Annotated in this window: 13 protein-coding genes; 1 reads left to right on the top strand and 12 read right to left on the bottom strand. The window is 68.5% G+C overall.

The genetic code is table 11. From position 1 onward, the window contains the following. Positions 1–240: 240 nt before the first annotated feature. Positions 241–1,431, top strand: coding sequence for an aminotransferase class V-fold PLP-dependent enzyme (locus K0H49_RS01730; protein WP_219209429.1), 1,191 nt, complete (start codon positions 241–243; stop codon positions 1,429–1,431). 25 nt (positions 1,432–1,456) lie between these two features. On the opposite strand, the gene K0H49_RS01725 is transcribed toward K0H49_RS01730, so the two are convergent. The 12 genes from K0H49_RS01725 to K0H49_RS01670 all read right to left on the bottom strand — a co-directional run bounded on the left by K0H49_RS01725 (position 1,457) and on the right by K0H49_RS01670 (position 16,951). After that, positions 1,457–2,257, bottom strand: coding sequence for an aspartate dehydrogenase (locus tag K0H49_RS01725; protein WP_219209428.1), 801 nt, complete (start codon positions 2,255–2,257; stop codon positions 1,457–1,459). A 273-nt stretch (positions 2,258–2,530) separates the two neighbouring features. Next, positions 2,531–5,260, bottom strand: coding sequence for an Hsp70 family protein (locus tag K0H49_RS01720; protein ID WP_219209427.1), 2,730 nt, complete (start codon positions 5,258–5,260; stop codon positions 2,531–2,533). Next, on the bottom strand, positions 5,260–7,074 hold the full coding sequence (locus K0H49_RS01715) for an Hsp70 family protein (RefSeq protein WP_219209426.1): 1,815 nt from the start codon (positions 7,072–7,074) through the stop codon (positions 5,260–5,262). The genes K0H49_RS01720 and K0H49_RS01715 overlap by 1 nt, the downstream gene beginning before the upstream one ends. A gap of 58 nt (positions 7,075–7,132) precedes the next feature. Then, positions 7,133–7,711 carry a DUF2760 domain-containing protein gene (locus K0H49_RS01710; RefSeq protein WP_219209425.1) on the bottom strand — a complete coding sequence of 193 codons (579 nt, stop codon included), beginning with the start codon at positions 7,709–7,711 and terminating at the stop codon, positions 7,133–7,135. A 254-nt stretch (positions 7,712–7,965) separates the two neighbouring features. Beyond that, on the bottom strand, positions 7,966–9,420 hold the full coding sequence (locus tag K0H49_RS01705) for an amidohydrolase family protein (RefSeq protein WP_219209424.1): 1,455 nt from the start codon (positions 9,418–9,420) through the stop codon (positions 7,966–7,968). Between the two features lie 73 nt (positions 9,421–9,493). Further along, positions 9,494–10,396: an ABC transporter permease gene (locus K0H49_RS01700; protein ID WP_219209423.1), complete on the bottom strand. Its 903-nt coding sequence runs from the start codon at positions 10,394–10,396 to the stop codon at positions 9,494–9,496. After that, entirely contained in the window at positions 10,393–11,442 is a 1,050-nt protein-coding gene (locus K0H49_RS01695) for an ABC transporter permease (protein ID WP_219209422.1), read from the bottom strand. Before K0H49_RS01695 ends, K0H49_RS01700 begins: the two co-directional genes overlap by 4 nt. Further along, positions 11,439–12,992 (bottom strand): ABC transporter ATP-binding protein, encoded by a 1,554-nt coding sequence (locus K0H49_RS01690; protein WP_219209421.1) that lies wholly within the window; start codon positions 12,990–12,992, stop codon positions 11,439–11,441. Before K0H49_RS01690 ends, K0H49_RS01695 begins: the two co-directional genes overlap by 4 nt. 16 nt (positions 12,993–13,008) lie before the next feature. After that, the gene (locus K0H49_RS01685; protein ID WP_219209420.1) at positions 13,009–14,061 is read right to left on the bottom strand and encodes a BMP family ABC transporter substrate-binding protein; all 1,053 of its coding nucleotides are present in this window, start codon (positions 14,059–14,061) and stop codon (positions 13,009–13,011) included. 52 nt (positions 14,062–14,113) lie between these two features. Continuing rightward, positions 14,114–14,434: an NIPSNAP family protein gene (locus K0H49_RS01680; protein ID WP_219209419.1), complete on the bottom strand. Its 321-nt coding sequence runs from the start codon at positions 14,432–14,434 to the stop codon at positions 14,114–14,116. 31 nt (positions 14,435–14,465) lie between these two features. After that, positions 14,466–16,091 (bottom strand): GMC family oxidoreductase, encoded by a 1,626-nt coding sequence (locus K0H49_RS01675; RefSeq protein WP_219209418.1) that lies wholly within the window; start codon positions 16,089–16,091, stop codon positions 14,466–14,468. 8 nt (positions 16,092–16,099) lie between these two features. Further along, complete coding sequence (locus K0H49_RS01670) at positions 16,100–16,951, bottom strand: hypothetical protein (RefSeq protein WP_219209417.1); 852 nt, start codon at positions 16,949–16,951, stop codon at positions 16,100–16,102. Between the last annotated feature and the right edge of the window lie 93 nt (positions 16,952–17,044).

The following is a 17,044-nucleotide window of genomic DNA, read 5'->3' as shown; positions in this document are numbered from 1 at the left end:
AGTGAGGCGCGCACGGTGCGCGCATGCGGCTCGGAGCGCGCATCCACGGCGCGGGCCCATCGATGCTCCGGACCGCACGAACGTGGCAGGGGTCAGGGGCGGGCGCCGGGCGCCGGGCGCTGTGAGGCGAAATTCTAGAAAGCGCCGAGCCATTTGCTCAGAAGGATTTCAACCATGCTTATGCGCTGAGCGTGCCAGCGAATTTCTAGAATCCGTCGGACACAACAAGGCAGTACCGACATGGATTGGCAGCAGGCGTTCCGGGATAACTTCCCCATCACACAGGAAAAAATCTACGCATGCCAGGCCTACAGCAGCCCGCTGTCGCCCCGTGTCAGCCAAGCGATCCAGGATTTTTTCAGTGGCGTGACGCACGCACGCGCGGACAAGCCCGAATGGCTGGCCACGGCTGAAGGCGTGCGCGTGCAGATCGCACGGCTCATCGGCGGCAACGCGCGGCACGTGGCTTTCACCAAGAACACCACCGAGGGCCTGAACATCGTGGCCCAGGGCTTCCCTTGGCGCGAAGGCGACAACATGGTCATCGACGACCAGGAGCATCCCGTGAACGTGGTGCCCTGGCTCCATCTGCGCCGGCGCGGCGTCGAGGTCCGCGTGGCCGCCACGCAAGACCGGCATGTGACGCTGGGCGCGTTGTGGGCACGGGTCGACGACAGGACGCGGCTGATCGCGGTGTCCTATGTGCAGTACAGCACCGGCGTGCGTGCCGATATCCAGGCACTGGGTGCGCGTTGCCGCGAACGCGGCATCCGACTGGTGGTCGATGGCATCCAGGCGGTGGGCCTGTTGCCGATCGACGTGCAGGGCTGGGGCGTCGATGCGCTGGCCTGCGGTGCCTACAAGCCGCTGCTGGGCCCGCTGGGTCTGGGGTTCCTTCATCTGTCGCCGGCGTTGCTGGCGGAGCTGGAGCCCGCGTTCCTCGGTGCGTCGGTCGTCAACAAGGTCAAGCGCAACGTCGCCGACTGGCAGCTGGACTCCGGCGCCGGTGGCGATGCGCGCATCCTGGAGGGGGGCAACATCAACTACCCCGCGGTCTATGGTCTGGCACCAGCGCTGTTGATGATCGAGCGGGCTCGCATCGATCGGCTGGCGCCCTGGGTGCTGGGTTTGGGCGCACAGCTCGACAGCGGCCTGCGCGCCCAGGGCTATGAGCTGCTCTCGTCGGACGTCGAGGGCGAGAACAGCTCCATCGTCTGCCTGCGCCACCCGGAGTCGTTCGCGCTGCGCAAGTACTTCTACATGGAAGGGGTGGTGTCCAACCTGCTGGACACGGGGGCCGTGCGACTGTCTTTCGGCGGCTACAACACGCCGGCCGAAGTGGCGCGCATCCTGGACATCACCGGGCGCTTTGCGGGCGATGCCAATCTGCGTCGTCACCTGCTGAATCCGACCGCGAGCCGGCCCTATTGAGGGCTTTCAGCGGCGCGGCACGCCTTCAGACGGTGATCGCCGCCACGCGGTTCTGGAGGAAACGGACCACCGACAGCACCGTCAGGGCCGAGGTTTTGGGGTTGTCGGCCAGTGGCTTGCCGTTGACCACGATGCGCATCTCGCCGAAGGCTCCGCTGACCTCGATCTCGTGCGTGTTGTCGACGGCATCGGGGTCGGCCACCAGGCGCACACGCGTGGCATCCAGGCCCAGCCCGGCAAGGGCCACGATGGCCGCCACGTTGGCGTTCTTGGGATAGAGGCGCGCGGCCTCGCGGGCGGTGCTGTCGAGGAACACCGTGGCGGCGCGCAGGGCGTCGAGGTCCAGCAATTGTTCGGCATGCGAGCCGCGCCAGGCCGCGGGCGGTTTGCGGCCGGTGTAGAGCACCTTGTCCAGCCCGGCACCGCGAGCGGCGGCGATGGCGTCCAGGCCGCCGACGGCACCGGCCAGCAGATGCAGTTGCGTGCCGCCGCGCAGGGCTGCATCGGCCAGTCGGGCGGCCAGGCCCGAATCCGCCAGCGCGCCGGACGAGACCACCGCGCATTCGATGCCGGCGGCCAGGGCCGGCAGCACATGCGCGGCCAGCGCGCTGTGGCCCGCGCATTCGACCAGCAGCCGCGTGTCCTGCGGCACCTGATGGCAGACCTGCGCGGCGGTGCCGACCGACGCCTGTGTGGCTTCGACACGGTCTTCGCGCACGACGATGTGGGTGATGCGAGGGCCCGTGCCGTCGCGCATTCGCTGGAAGACGGCTTGGCCTACGGCGCCGAAGCCGACCAGGGTGACGGTCTGGGGAACGCGGAGCATGTGAAGGGTGTGTCGACTGAACAGTGTGGATGGGAAAGCACGGCGCCGGCAGTATGACGCAGGAGGCACGGCATGAACGTGACGCGCCTTGCGCGCCGGGGGCGGTGTTGCCGTCGCTTGCGCTTGCGCGATGCCAACGCGCGTTGACGGTGGTCTCTGCAGGCGTGGCCGTGGTGCCGCGTCCGAGGTTGCCGCTGCGCGTGCCGAGATGGCCGATGGCGCGTGTCCTGAAAGAAGGGGGGCAAGATCGGTGCGCGGCACCCGCTGCGTTGACTACCCGCGGACCAGCACCAGTCCGGGCGGCAGTGCCTCGCCAAACACGCGGCGCTGGTCGGCTTCGTCCAGCGTCGTCACTTCGCGCACCATCGCGGCCCAGCTCGGCGCCGCATGGGCGGCTTGCAGCTGCTCTGCGATCTGCAGACGCAGTGCCTCCGGCAGGTCGCGCGCGCGGTCGCCCGTGGCCCGCGCGATCTGGGCGACGGCGAAGGCCGCGCTTTCGTCGCGGGCCCAATCCGGCGTGATGTCGGCAATCTGCACGAGCCAGTCCTGCGCGATGGCGGGCGGCAGCACGTGGTGCAGGCTGGCGTACAGCGGCTGGCGCGCGCCCAGCCGGCCCAGCGCCCACCAGAGCTCGGCCCCGGCGCCTTGCCGCAGCCGATGCAGCAGCCAGCGGCCGAACTGCATCTTGTCGGCCGGCTGGATGCGCTCGAACGAGGCCGCCATGCGCAGCAGTTCGTCGAGCGCCTGCATGGAGGGGCCCTCGGGTGCGGCGATGTCGGTGACGCCGGGTGGCTGCAGGTAGTAGGCGATGACCTCGTAGACGCTCTGCTGCTGCTCGGCATCCAGGCCACCCGCGATGCGGCGCCACAGCGTCCACCATTCGGACCACTGCTGGTTGTCGTCGCTGTGGGCGATGCCGGGGCCGAACAGGTTCCACATCTGTTCCATGCGCCAGCCGTCGAGCGGGTCGCCGAAACCCGGCCGCAGCGTGAAGCCGACCAGGTTGAACCAGGTGCGCTCGTGCTGCAACGAGCGACGGCGGCGCCGGCTGCCCTGCAGCAGCGCGCCGAACAGCGTGCGCAGCAGCGCGGCCGGCCAGGTGGCGCGCTCGCCCAGCAGGCGTTCCAACGTGGCGCGCAGCTGGCGGACTTCCTTGGCGTTCACGTCCTGCTTCTTGTCGCCATAGACGCGGGCGATGGCGGCCAGCGCCTCGGCCAGGCGCGGATGCGCGGCGACGGGTGTCGCCGCCTCTTGCGCGGCCGCGTCGCCGCGCAGCTGGAATTCGAGCTTCCAGCGCTGCCGCGGCCGGCCGGCCTCCGGCTGGGCCGCGATGCAGTGCATCTCCAGCGTGCCGACCTCGGTGATCTGGGCATCGAGCAGCACCTGCACCTCGCCGGCCGCGCCCGCCTGGGGCTGCAGCACGGTGGCGATGGGCGGCAGGCGCTGCAGCTTGTCCTGCAACGCCACCAGGTCGCCGGCGCGGTGTTGCAGGTCGACGGCACTCGTGGCGAGGTTGAATCGCACCGGCCGACCCAGGCGCAGGTTGAAGCGCCGGGCTTCGAGCCGCACCGCCTCGCCTTCGGGCGTGCCATGCGGCAGCACGCAGACGCCCTGACCGTCCTCGAGCGCGAGATAGTAGGCCCGCGCGGCGCCGCTACGGATGCGCGGCGCACTGCCGGCGCGGGCCATGGCGTAGGCGACCGCGCCGCGCGCGACGGCAGCGTCGAGTCGCGGCGCTTCCAGCAGGCGGATCGGCGGCACGCTCGGCGGCTGCCAGCTGCGCAGCGTGGCCAGCAGGCGCTCGCGCAGCACCTGCGCATGGAACACGCCGCCGTTGAGCAGCAGCGTGTCGGGCAGGTCGCCACCTTGACGCTGCAGGAAGGCTGCAATGTGGCGCGTGATGGCGGCGTCGTGGGCATAGGGCAGGCCGAACTCGACCAGGGCGCCACGCGCGCGCAGGGGCTGGGCGTCGGCCGCGACCTGCGGGAAGAAGCCTTCGACCAGCAGCTGGTCCACATCGGCCCGCGTGAGCGTGGCCGAGCGCGCACCGCCGATGAGCCGGCTGCCGCTGCCCTGCAGCGTGACCGTCGTTTGCGCCGGTCCGTTCGGCGCCAGCAGGCGCTCCTTGGCGCTGCGGCAGCGCTGGGTGAGTTGGGCCAGCTGGATGGCGCTGAGGCGTTGTCCTGGCGTGCCTCCCGACAGCCGTGGCTCGATCCAGCGCGCGAGCGCGAGGTCCATGTTGTCACCGCCCAGCACCAGATGGTCGCCCACGCCCGTGCGCGCGAGCTGCGGCCGGCCCGCTGCGTCCAGCGTGACCTCGATCAGCGTGAGGTCGGTGGTGCCGCCGCCCACGTCGACCACCAGCAGGCGCCGGGTGCCGTCCAGCTGCCGTGCCAGGTCGGCACGGTGGGCGAACACCCAGTCGTAGAAGGCGGCCTGCGGCTCCTCGATCAGATGGATGGTGCCCAGGCCGGCCAGCGCGGCGGCCTGCAAGGTCAGCTCGCGCGCGCCGTCGTCGAACGAAGCCGGGACCGTGAGCACGGTGGCTTGCTGCGCGAGCGGCGCTTCAGGGTGTGCCTGGTCCCAGGCCTGGCGCAGGTGTCGCAGGTAGCTGGCGCTGGCCGCCAGCGGGGAGACCTTGGCCACCTCTGCCGGCGCGCCCCAGGGCAGGATGGCGGCGGTGCGGTCGACCGAGGGATGGGACAGCCAGCTCTTGGCGCTGGCCACCAGCCGGCCTGGCGTCTGCTCGCCCAGTTCACGCGCGAAGGCGCCCAGAATGGCCGGCTCGTCCGAGGGCCAGGGCAAGGGAAGGTCGGCCGCGGCCAGCGCGCCCTCGGCCGCATGGAAACGCAAGGAAGGCAGCAGGGGCCGCGGTGCGACCTCGCCGGCCGCGATGCTCTGCGGGACCGCGAAGACCTGGATGTCCTCCTCGCCGACCGGCGCGAACGCCAGCACGGTGTGGGTCGTGCCCAGGTCGATGCCGATGCGGAAGGCGGCGGCCATCACGCGTCGCGGACGTCGAATTCCACCTTCCAATGCACGCCGCCTGCCGCTTCGGCCAGCAACTCCAGTGTGCCGATCTCGGTGACGCGCGCGCGCAGCTGCACGGGGACGACCTCGCCCGCCGCGCGGCCTTCAGCCGGCAGCGTGGCCTCGATCTGAGCGAGCTCTTGCAGTTCCTCGGGCGACCAGAAGTCCAGCAGCGTGCCGGGCCGGTCTTCGCGCCGCACGGACGACCCGAAGAAGCGGAAGCGCACCGATTCGCCGACCACCAGGCCCAGCTGCTGCGGGGGCAGCGGCGCCTCGGAGCCTTCCTCCATGCCGAAGGGCGCGACGCACAGCGCCTGGACGGGGGGCTCCAGTCCCGGCACGGCCGGCATGCTCGACTCGATGCCCACGTAGTAGGCCTGGGCCGTGCCACCGCGGATGCGGATGCCCTGGCCCTGGCGCACCTGGCCGTAGTAGGCCGCGCCGCGCGCCACGGCATGGTCCATGTCGGCGCCCTGCAGCAGCCGTGCGGCGGGCGCGCCGTCGGCGGCCAGCCAGGCGTTCAACGTGGACAGCACACGATCGGCCAGCAGTTCGGACTTGAACACGCCGCCGTTGAACAGCACGGCCGTGGGATGCAGGAAGCTCGCGTCATCGCGCTGCGTGAAGCCCGCGAGTTGCGCCGTGGCGCCGAGCTGTCGGCCCAGCAGCGCGGCCAGGTGGCGCGTGACGGCGGCGTCCTGCGCATAGGGCAAACCGATCTGGGTCAGGCCGGCGCGCGGGCGGCTGACGGGCCGGGCGCTGCTCTCCACGGCCGGGAAGAAGCCGTCGAGCAGAAGGGTGGTCAGCAGCTCGCGCTTCAACTCTGTCCTGATCGAGCCACCAACGAGCTTGGAGCCCCGGCTGGGAACGACCAGCGGCACGCTCTGGAGATCGGCGTCGCCGAGCAGCTGCTCCTTGGCGAGGCGGCAGGCGTAGGTCAGCGCACGCATCTGCCAGGGGTCGAGCTGCCGGCCTTCAGCGGCCATGCCGCGCGCCACACCATGGGCCAGCGCAAGGTCCATGTTGTCGCCGCCCAGCAGGATGTGCTCGCCCACCGCCACACGGTTGAGCTGAAGGTTGCCGGCCTCCTCGGTCACGGCAATGAGCGAGAAGTCGCTGGTGCCGCCGCCCACGTCGATGACCAGGATCACATCGCCGACCTGCACCTGCTTGCGCCAGTCTCCAGCGCTGCCGGCAATCCAGCTGTAGAGCGCGGCCTGGGGTTCCTCCAGCAGCGTGATGTCCCGGTAGCCGGCGGCCTGGGCGGCCTCGGCGGTGAGTTCGCGCGCGGCCGGGTCGAACGACGCGGGAATGGTGACCGTGATGGCCTGCTGGTCGAACGGTGCTTCGGGATGGCGGTGATTCCAGGCATCGCGCAGGTGTCGAAGGTAGTGCGTGCTGGCGGCCAGCGGCGAGATGCGCTCGACCTCGACCGGTGCCTCGGCTGGCAGGATGCCGGCACGCCGGTCCACGCCGGCATGGCCGAGCCAGCTCTTGGCGCTGGAGACCAGGCGGATCGGCGTCAGCGCGCCGTGGCTGCGCGCCCATTCACCGGTGATGCGGTCGGGCGCGGCGTTCCAGGGCAGGGCCAGATCGCCGGCAGCGAACTCGCTGGCATGCGGCAGGTAGAGGAAGGACGGCAGCAGGACGAAGTCCTGCACGGCGCCGGGGCCGCTCTGCTGGGCGACGGGAAGAATCTCGGGCGCCGTGCCCTCGGTCTGCAGGTCGACCCAGGAGAGCGCGCTGTGCGTGGTGCCCAGGTCGATGCCGATGGCGTAGCGGCTCATGCGACAACCTTCGCGCGACGCACAGCGTTGCGAGCACCTGCTGGCGGTCGGGCGGCGCTCACAGCTCGACCTCTGCGGGCGCGATCACGCGCGCGTCATGTCCTTCGGTCAGCGCCGGCAGCCGCACGGCCGTGGCGCGCCAGCCCTTGTGCTGCAGCGTGCCCGTGAACGGCGGCTGGCCGACCACATTGCCGGTCACGCGCACGGCGGCGGCGTCGAAGCCCGCCGGCAGCGTCAGTCGGCTGCCTTCGGCTTCGCCACGCACGGCCTCGAGGTCGAAGGTGTCCTTGAGCACCTTGCGCGCGCCGCCATGCAGCAGACGCGCGGCACCGCCCACATCGGCATCGGAGTAGGCCGCGATGTCTTCCTGCAGGAAGTCGACGAAGCGCGACTCGCGCTGCAGCAGCGCCAGCAGTTGCAGGGCAGCGTCGACGTTGGCGGTCGCGCGCACGGGCGCGGGCGCCGGCGGTGGCGGCGTCTGCACAGGTGCGGGCGGGGGCACCTCGCTGGCCAGTGGCGCACCGTTGCGCAGCGTTTGCACGCGCGCGGCCAGGCGGCCGTCGCCCAGCAGCGCGAAGAAGCTGCCGACGGCGATCGACAGGCGGGAGAAGAAGGGGAGGGATTGTGGTTCGGTCATGGGAAAAGAGGCCCCAGCGGGGCGCAACAGGCGGTGGGCCGGTCAAATGCCGGGCCGCGCTGTCGCTATTGTCTTCAATACGGGCGAGCTACTGAAAAACACGCGCATTCCACGCGGCGCCGCCATGGAATTGAAGCCTCTTTTGCAGCGCGGGGAGCCGGTCACCGCGAGCGTGCGTGCTGACGGCAAGCGGCGTGAAGCCACCTTCGATTTCAGCGACTGCGTCGCATCCGCCCGCTGGGGCCTGTTCACACCTAGCGCTGCAGACCGATCTCTGTTTCCTTGCAGCGCCTGACGACTTCGGAAAAGCAGGGCTCGAACACCCGGTTGGCAACTTCCCAGCGGCCGTGGTCTTCCAGGTACGCGGGAAGGAGCTGGTTCAGCTCGCCCCACACGTCTTGCTCGCGCACCGTGGCCAGCTGGCCGTCGCGGCAAACGATGTTCCCGGCCACCACCACCAGCTCGATCGAGCTCCCGTTCTCGCAGTAGGCCAGCTGCCTGACGATGTCGTTCCTGGGCCGGAAGTTGTCGTTGTCCAGGTCGAGCATCACCAGGTCGGCGGCCTTGCCGATTTCGAGCGAGCCGGTGACGTCGTCGAGCATGGCGGTGCGGGCGCCGTCGATCGTGGCCATGCGCAGCGTCTCGATGGCGCTGAGCCATTGCGCCGGCAGCGTGCCGCCGGTGTTGTGCATCAGCGTGGCGAAGCGGATCAGGTCGAACACGCGTGCGCTGTCGTTCGACGACAGGCCGTCGGTGCCCAGGCCGATGGCCACGCCCGCGTCCAGCAGCTTGCGGATGGGCGCCAGGCCCGAGCCCAGCTTGAGGTTGCTCAAGGGGTTGTGCACCACCGAGCAACCGGCCCGGCCCATTTGCGCGATGTCTTCGTCTGTGATCCAGATGGCATGGGCCAGCGTGGTGTGCCGGTCCAGGATGCCGATGTCGTGCATGTGGGCCAGCAAGGTCTTGCCGTAGAACATCTGGCCGGCCACGGCCTGCACCCTGGTTTCGAGCAGGTGGGTGTGCAGGGGCACGCCGTGCTGCACGGCCAGCGCGTGGCAGGCCTGCAGCATGTCTGTGGTGCAACGTTGCGGCGCCGATGGGGTGATGGCAAAGCGCAGCCGGCCATCGGCCTGACCATGGAATTGCCTGAAGGCTTCCTGGCAATAGGCCGTGTAGTCGGTGGCTGTGGTGGGCGCGCCGAAGCTGAGCTGGCTGCGCAGGTGCTCCGGGAAAATCTCGTGGCCGAAGGGGGTGGAGTCGAGCACCGGCCTGTTGAGCACGGCGCTGGACACGTTCACGCGAATGCCCGCATCGCGGTAGGCCTGGAAGACGATGCCCAGGCGCTCGGTGCTGTGTGCCATCGGGTCGAAGAAGTCGTCGCACAGCGTGGTCACGCCGTTCTTCAGCGACTGCATCGCCAGCAGCAGGGTGCGCAGGTAGAGCAGGCGGTCGGGAATCGGCGCGCCCGAGATGTACGTGTAGGCGTACAGCAGCCAGGTCTCCAGCGGCATCTGCTCGTAGCGGCCCTTGAAGAAGGTCTCGCTCGAATGGGTGTGCGCATTGACGAGGCCGGGCATCAGCAGCTTGCCGTGCCCGGCGATGACTTCGCACGCATCGGGCACCGCAAGGCCGATGCCGATGGCGGCGATCCTGCCGCCCTGCAGCAGCACGTCGGCGCGCACCGGGCGCTCGCCGTGGGGCCGGGTCATGGTCAGGACTTCCGCGCCCTGGATCAGGAGGGGCTTCGATGTCGACGTCATGTTCGGTTGCATTCGCTCGCGCTCAATCCCGCATCTCTGCCGTGCCCCGGATCGAGCCCAGGCCCCCGCGCAGCTTGGTGCTGAGCCACACGCCGAAGACCGTGGCGATGTAGGGCAGGGCCTGCAGCAGGTCGTTGGAGATCGCGCCGCCGTAGATCAGCTGGGCCTGGATGCCCAGCGCCGAAACGATGGCGAAGAACAGTGCCGCCGCGGTGGCGCCGAGCGCGCTGCCGGCACCGAAGATCACGGCCGCGAAGGCCATGAAGCCGCGGCCTGCGGTCATGTTCTGCGAGAAGATCTGCAGGCTGCCCCCGGCCAGTTCCGCGCCGCCCATGGCGCACAGGATCCCGCCGAGTGCCAGCGCCAGCAGGCGCATGCGGCTGGGGTTCACGCCCACGCTGCGTGCCGCGAACGGATGCTCGCCCGAGGCCGACATCTGCAGTCCGAGGCGGGTGCGCTCCAGCAGCAGCCACACCAGCCACACGGCCACCGGCATGAACAGCACGAACACCGACAGGCTGCCGAAGGGGCCCAGGTCGGCGTCGAAAAGCCTGTTGAGCTTGGGAAGCCCGAAAGGCGCCGTCACCGTGGCTTCGCTGTCGTACAGCGCCTGGATGGCCAGCGAGGTGCCGCCCAGGCCCAGCCCGGTCAGGCCCAGGCCCGCGATGATCGGGTTGGCCTTGAGCTTCTCGACCACATACCACAGCAGCACCGAGGCCAGCACGCACAGCGCGCAGGCAATCAGCATGGCCTGCACGAAAGATTCGGTCTGCACGATGCCCACGATCAGCGCGCAACTGCCGATGATCATCAGTCCTTCGAGGCCCAGGTTCCAGACGCCCGCGCGCTGGGCCAGCACCCCCGCCAGCGTGACGTAGATCAGCGGCGTGCCCGAAATCAGGATGGAAACCAGGGTGTCTGTCATGCCGGCTTTCGGGTCAGGAGCTTGTCCAGCCACTTGGCGCGGGACGTGATGAAGAGGGCGATGGTGGCGTTGATCACCTCGATGGCCGCAGCGGGCAGGCCGACCATCACCGGCAGGTACAACGCGGCGGACGCCAGTGCCCCGAAGAAGAGCGCGGAGACGGCCGTGCCCACGATGGACAACTGCGCCACCAGCGCGATCAGGATGGCGGTGAAACCATGCGCGGGCAAGAAGCCGCTCGCAAGGCGGCCGTTGGGCCCCAGCAGCTCTATGCTGCCGGCCAGCCCCGCCAGCGCACCGCTGACGAGAAAGCTGAACAGTCCGATCCGTGCGACGCGCGCGCCCTGCCACGCCACCATGGTCGGGTTGCGCCCGGCCAGGTTGGCCACGATGCCCAAGGCCGTGCGGTTGGCCAGCAGCCACGACAGCAAGAACACCAGCAGCGTGAGGATGACGATGAGCGGCGACACGCCCAGCGAGTCGGAGATGCGGTATGCATCCGCAACAGGACGGCTGGACGCCTGCTGTCCCGAACCCGTCGGGTCTTTCAGCGGGCCGGATGTCACGTACACCAGCAGCAGGCCCGCGAGGAAGTTGCCCATCAGCGTGGTGATGACCTCGTCGGTGCCCGAGCGCAGGCGCAACAGCCCTGGCCACATGGCCCACAGCGCACCACCCAGCATGCCCGCGAGCAGGCAACAGGGCACGACGATCCAGGCCGGTGCGCCCGACAGCCACTCGGCCGTGAATGCCGCAAAGATCGAGCCGATGTAGAACTGCCCTTGCGCGCCGATGTTGAAGAAGCCCGCACGGAACGCGATGGCCACGCCCGTCGCGGTGATGAACAGCGGCATGGCCCAGCGCAGCCCCTGGTGCAGCGCGCCGTCGCGCAGGAATGCACCTTCGAGGATGCCGGTGAACAGCTCGCCGACCGGCAGCCCTGCAAAGAGGAATGCGAGCGCGCACAGAAGCAGCGCAAGACACACGAAGAGCAGCACGCGCAGCACAGGCAGCATGCGTGCCAGGGACAGGGTGTTGGACGTCATGCGTGCGCTCCCACCATCGCCTGGCCGACCTGGCGCAGGTCGTAGGGCGCGCTGTACTCGCCGACGACCTGTCCGCGCAGCATGACCAGCACGCGGTCGCTGATGTCGAAGAGCTCGTCGAGGTCGGAAGAAATCAGGATGATGGCGGTGCCCCGGTCGCGCGCCTGGCGCAGCGCCTTCCACACATAGGCGGTGGCACCGATGTCCAGGCCGCGCGTGGGTTGGGCCGCGATGATGAGGCGGGCGCTGTCGTCCACCTCGCGCGCGAAGATGACCTTCTGCGCATTGCCGCCAGAGAGAGAGCCCGCGGGCTGGCTGCAGGTGGCGTAGCGCACATCCCATTGCGTGAGGGCGGTGTCGCACTCGGCTTGCAGCTTCCTGGGGTGCACGAAGGACAGCAGGCCATTCTTCAGCAGGCGGCCCATGGCCCAGTTCTCCCACAGGCTGCTGTTGAGCGAGAGGCCTTCCACGTTGCGCTCGAAAGGAATGATGCGAAGGCCCGCCGCGCGGCGCGTGGCGAGGTCGCTGTGCGTCAGGTCCTGGCCGTCGAAGGCGATGGTGCCGCCGGCGCTTTCCACCAGCGCGGCAATGGCGCGCACCAGCGTGCGCTGGCCGTTGCCCTCGACGCCCGCGATGCCGATGATTTCTCCGGCGCGGATGTCCAGGCTCACGTGCGCCAGCGCAGCGCCTTCGGCATCGGGCTGGGTCGACAGCGCATGCATGCGCATGACGGTCGGTGCGCCGAGGTTGGGCTTTCGGACGACGGGCTCGGTGCCGGCCGGTGGCGGCGCCTTGGCGTCGCCCATGATCCACTGGCTCAGGTCGGCGGCGCTGATGCTTGCGCATGGCACCGGCCCCATGACGTGTTCGCCGCGCCGCAGCACGCTCACGGTGTCGGCGATGGCCATCATTTCGCGGATCTTGTGCAGGATGAGCACGACGGTCACGCCGCGCTTCTTCAGGATGCGGATGCGCTCGAACAGCGTCTCGACACCGGCGGGTGCGAGCACGGCGGTCGGCTCGTCGAGAATGAGTACCTTGGCGTCGGTCACCAGCGCTCGCGCGATCTCGATGCCCTGTTGCGTCTCGATCGGCAGGTTGCGAATGACCTCGCGCGGACTCACCGCAAGACCCAGCCCGTCGAGGTGCGACTGCCAACGCTTTTCCAGCTGGCGCGAGGTGAACAGGCCGCGATGGCGGTCCGAGCCGAACTCCATGGCCTGTGCCACCGTGAACGAGGCCGGCAGGGCGAAGCTCTGGTGCACCAGCTCCACGCCGGCCGCGCGCGCCGCGCTCACATGGCCGGTGCGTATCTCGTCTTCCCCGATACGCACGCGCCCGTGCGTGGGCTTGACCAGGCCCGAGCAGACGCGCGCAAAGGTGGTCTTGCCCGCGCCGTTCTGGCCGACCACCGCATGAATCAGCCCTTCTTCGAAGGCGATGGAAACATCCGACAGCGCCTTCACGGTGTCGTACTGCACCGTGACGCCATCGAGCACCAGCGCGGCACCCGGTGGGGTGGTCTCGCCGTTCGGAGAACTTCTGTTCATGCTGCAGCCGGAAGAATCAAAGGACGGTGTTGAACGGCACCTTGAGGGAGCCGCCGAGGATGGCCGCCTGCACGGTGCGAATCTCGGCCATCGTGGCCTCGGCCTTGGCCGCGACCGCCTTGTCGCCGTCCTTCTGGAACAGCGGCGAGAGTTCGAGCGCGACCACGCCGGTGCCCAGGCCGGTGTGCAGGTGCGAGCCGCCCTTGCCGGTCTTCAGGATGCGGGAGGCTTCGTCGTACAGCGACTTGCCGAAGTGCAGGCTGACGATGGAGATCAGCGACCTGGGGCCTTGGGGGTACTGCGCGGGGTCGAGGCAGCTCACCAGGCGGCCGGGCTTGTCGTTGGCGGCGGCGATGATGCCCGCGTCGGTGGCGGCGGCATCGGTCTGGATGAAGTCGATGCCGCTGTTGTACATCTGCGTGGCGATCTCACGGCCCTTCACCGGGTCCTGGAACGAGCCCGCGAAGGCCACGGTGACCGTGGCTTCCTTGCGCACCGACAGCACGCCGGCCTTGAAGGCGTTGAAGTCCGCGTTCAGCGGCGGGATCGACATGCCGCCGATGAAGCCGATCTTGCCGGTGGTCGACATGCGCCCCGCGAAGATGCCGGCCAGGTAAGTTCCAAGGTAGTAGTCGTACGACACCGTGGTCACGTTGGGAAGTGCCGGCTTCATCTCGTCGCCGAACAGTTGCAGCCACTGCGTCTTCGGGTACTTGGGCGCCAGCGCCTTGAAGGGCTCGGTGACTTCGTTGAAGGTCGACACGATGACGGCCGCGCCGGCATCGCCCAGCGTGCGAAAGATGGTTTCGTAGGTCGACGGGTCCTTGGCGTAGATCGCGCGGGTCTGCATGCCCGTTTCCTTGCCCAGCAGCTTCAGGCGCGCAATCATCGCGTCGACCGCGCTGGCATCGCCCGCGGCCTGCGTGTGCACCAGCGCGATCAGCCCGCCCTTGGCGTGGGCGATCAACGGGAACAGCGCGCTGGCCATGGCCACACCGCTCAGGCTCGCTGCAGCTTTCAGGATCTGCCGGCGTGGGGTGGCGGCGCGAGAGGTGGCGTTGGTTGTCATGCGGATATCTCTGGGGTTGAAGGGCGGGCGAACTTGCAGGGAGAGGAGGAACTCAGGGCGTCGGCGAGCTGGGGGCGGGATTCATGATCATCACGTCCTGGCTCTGGATGGCGTCCAGCGCCCACACGCTCTTGATGAACGACTGCCACTCGGGATCGGCGTACATCGCGGCGCGACGGGCCTCGCGGTCGGCAAGGCTGTCGTAGGCCCAGATCAGCACCGTGGTGTGCAGGCGCCCGATCTCCGAGACGTAGAGGCCCACGTATGTGTTCAGGTGCCGCTTCTGCACGGGCAGGCCCTCGCGTTCGTACTTCTCGCGCCATGCGTCGATGGTGCCGGGGCGGAAGGTATAGAGGCGGTGTTCGATGATCATGAAAGTGCTCGTTTCTTTCCGGTGAATCTGCTTACTGCCCGGCCAGGATGAATTCGGCGCACTTCTCGCCGATCATGATGGCCGGGGCGTTGGTGTTGCCGCTCGAGATGACCGGCATGATCGAAGCGTCGGCCACGCGCAGGTTGGCAATGCCGTGCACCTTGAGGTGGTGGTCGACCACCGCCATGTCGTCGTGGCCCATCTTGCAGGTGCCCACTGGGTGGAAAGTGGTCATGGCGGTGGCACGCAGCCAGGCCATCAGGTCCTCGTCGCTTTGCTTCTCCGGGCCGGGTGCAATTTCCTTGCCACGGTAGGCGTCGAAGGCCGGCTGCTGGATGACCTGGCGCGTCGCGCGGATCGCATTCACCATGGTCTTGCGGTCGAAGTCGGTGTCCAGGTAGTTGGGCTGGATCAGCGGTGCGTCGGTCGGTCGGCTCGAGCGCAGGCGGATGCGGCCCTTGCTGTTGGGGTTGACCGGCCCCACGCGCAGCGTGAAGCCGTGTTTGGCCTCGATGCTGGTCTTCTTGAACGGATTCGGAAAATAGAGGTTGGCCGTCTTCTCGAGCGCGGGCATGAAGTGCAGCTGCACATCGGGGTTCGCAAGCTCGGGCGAGGTCTTGATGAAGGCGCCGGCTTCGTACGGAAAGGTCGTAGTGATGCCTTCACCGAACAGCATGCCCTGCACCACCGAGAACGCGATCTTGTCGAAACGCAGGTCCTTGTAGAGCGTCACGGGCTGCTTGCATTCGTAGGCCATGACGCAATCGACGTGGTCCTGCAGGTTGCCACCCACGCCGGGCAAGGCCTTCATCACCGGAATGTCGTGCTGGGCCAGCTCGGCCTCCGGCCCGATGCCCGACAGCATCAGCAGGTGCGGCGAGCCGACCACGCCGGCGCACAGAATCACTTCCTTGCGGGCGCGCGCGGCGTGCATCTGGCCGTTCACTTCGTAGGCCACGCCCACGGCCTTCGACTCCTCGATGATGACCTTGTGGGTCAGCGCGCGCGTGACCACCTGGAGGTTGCTGCGCTGGCGCGCCGGCCGCAAAAAGGCGAACGAGGTCGACCAGCGCTTGCCCTTCTTGATGGTGAAATCGTAGCGTCCAAAGCCCAGCTGGCTGGGGCCGTTGAAATCGTCGTTCAGCGGGTAGCCGGCCTGTTTTCCGGCTTCGCAGAACACGTCGAGCAGTGCGTTCCAGCCGCGTGCGCGGCACACCGTCAGTTCGCCCTGCGTGTTGTGGAACGCGCCCTCGCGCTGGATGTGGCCCTCGGAGCGCTTGAAGGCGGGCAGCACCTCCTTGTAAGACCAGCCGGGGTTGCCCATGGCGGCCCAGCCGTCGTAGTCCTGCTTGCCCCCGCGCACGTAGATCATGCCGTTGATGGTCGAGGTGCCGCCCAGCACCTTGCCGCGCGGCCAGTAGAGCTTGCGGCCGTTCAGGTTGGGCTCGGGCTCGGTGTGGAAGTGCCAGTTGTAGATGCCTGACTGGAACAGCTTGCCCATCAGCATCGGCAGGCGGAACAGCGGGTTGGAGTCCTTGCCGCCGGCTTCGAGCAGCAGCACGCGCGTGTCGGGGCGGGCGCTGAGCCGCGCGGCGAGGGCGCAGCCTGCGGAGCCCGCGCCCACGATGATGTAGTCGTAGTCGTTCGCGTCGTTCATGAAAGAAGTCACCAGTTCAGGGGAGCACTGCCCATCTCCGCGAGATAGGCGTTGCACAGGGCAAAAGGGTTGGGCAGGGACAGCACGGCGTCGGCGCTGGCCGGGTGCTCGCGCAGGATGCAGGCCACGTTGTGGCGGCGCCCCTCGACCACACCGGCCGACTGCAGGGCTGCCGCAGCGGAGGCGCCGAAGCCCATGAAGACCAATGGCTCTTCGCGTTCCAGCAGGTGGTTCAGCACCGCATCGATCAACGGCTTCCACAACACGAGATGGCCGTGCGACTGGTGCGGATCGATTCCGACCTGGAAGCGGCTGAGCGTGAACGAGGTGTTGAGCAGCAGCACGCCGTCGTCACTCCAGCGGTCGCTCAGCGCCTCGGGCGATTCGAAGGGCAGCGCGCCCGATTCGATGGCCTGCAGCGTGTGTGGCCAGTGGGCGAAGACGCCGCCGTAGCGGGCATCGCCGGTGCGTGCCTCGGCCACCATCTGCACCCAGGCGCGGATGCTCTTGGTGAACATCTTGTCGAGCTCGCGCCATTCGGCCACGTTGCCGACTTCGAAGGCGCGGCCGGTGGCGATGTCGATCGACGGATAGGGGTCTTGCCCCAGCACCACGCAGCGCACCTGCGAGGGCGCCACGCTGTCGAAGGCCTTGAGCATGTGTGCGCCAGCGGGCATGCCGGGCAGGCGCCGGTCCTTGCGCGCCGGGAAGATGGGCTCCCAGGCTTCGAGCGCCAGGGCGACATCGACGCCATCGAAATCGAGCTGTACATCACCCAGCGCGGCGCGCCAGGCATCGGGCAGGTCGGCTTGCCAGTTCGTCAGTGTTTCTTGCAGGGCGCTGCGCAGGGCTTGGGGCATGGGGTACATTCAAACGCTAAAAGCTGACCATTTCGTCAAGAAATTCTAAAGAAAAAACTGACGAGTTGGTCAGAATATTTGACTAGGTGATTT

Source organism: Variovorax boronicumulans (genome assembly GCF_019352895.1).
In the GTDB taxonomy this organism is placed as follows: Bacteria; Pseudomonadota; Gammaproteobacteria; order Burkholderiales; family Burkholderiaceae_C; genus Variovorax; species Variovorax boronicumulans_A.
The sequence above is the reverse complement of the archived record's forward strand: the minus strand, read 5'-3'. Positions and strand labels throughout refer to the sequence as shown.

What these genes read in the sequence shown, in the direction of transcription:
- K0H49_RS01695 (WP_219209422.1), bottom strand. Translation starts at nt 11,442, where the DNA reads ATGACGTCCAACACCCTGTCCCTGGCACGCATGCTGCCTGTGCTGCGC.
- K0H49_RS01715 (WP_219209426.1), bottom strand. Translation starts at nt 7,074, where the DNA reads ATGAGCCGCTACGCCATCGGCATCGACCTGGGCACCACGCACAGCGCG.
- K0H49_RS01720 (WP_219209427.1), bottom strand. Translation starts at nt 5,260, where the DNA reads ATGGCCGCCGCCTTCCGCATCGGCATCGACCTGGGCACGACCCACACC.
- K0H49_RS01670 (WP_219209417.1), bottom strand. Translation starts at nt 16,951, where the DNA reads ATGCCCCAAGCCCTGCGCAGCGCCCTGCAAGAAACACTGACGAACTGG.
- K0H49_RS01725 (WP_219209428.1), bottom strand. Translation starts at nt 2,257, where the DNA reads ATGCTCCGCGTTCCCCAGACCGTCACCCTGGTCGGCTTCGGCGCCGTA.
- K0H49_RS01680 (WP_219209419.1), bottom strand. Translation starts at nt 14,434, where the DNA reads ATGATCATCGAACACCGCCTCTATACCTTCCGCCCCGGCACCATCGAC.
- K0H49_RS01705 (WP_219209424.1), bottom strand. Translation starts at nt 9,420, where the DNA reads ATGACCCGGCCCCACGGCGAGCGCCCGGTGCGCGCCGACGTGCTGCTG.
- K0H49_RS01675 (WP_219209418.1), bottom strand. Translation starts at nt 16,091, where the DNA reads ATGAACGACGCGAACGACTACGACTACATCATCGTGGGCGCGGGCTCC.
- K0H49_RS01730 (WP_219209429.1), top strand. Translation starts at nt 241, where the DNA reads ATGGATTGGCAGCAGGCGTTCCGGGATAACTTCCCCATCACACAGGAA.
- K0H49_RS01700 (WP_219209423.1), bottom strand. Translation starts at nt 10,396, where the DNA reads ATGACAGACACCCTGGTTTCCATCCTGATTTCGGGCACGCCGCTGATC.
- K0H49_RS01710 (WP_219209425.1), bottom strand. Translation starts at nt 7,711, where the DNA reads ATGACCGAACCACAATCCCTCCCCTTCTTCTCCCGCCTGTCGATCGCC.
- K0H49_RS01685 (WP_219209420.1), bottom strand. Translation starts at nt 14,061, where the DNA reads ATGACAACCAACGCCACCTCTCGCGCCGCCACCCCACGCCGGCAGATC.
- K0H49_RS01690 (WP_219209421.1), bottom strand. Translation starts at nt 12,992, where the DNA reads ATGAACAGAAGTTCTCCGAACGGCGAGACCACCCCACCGGGTGCCGCG.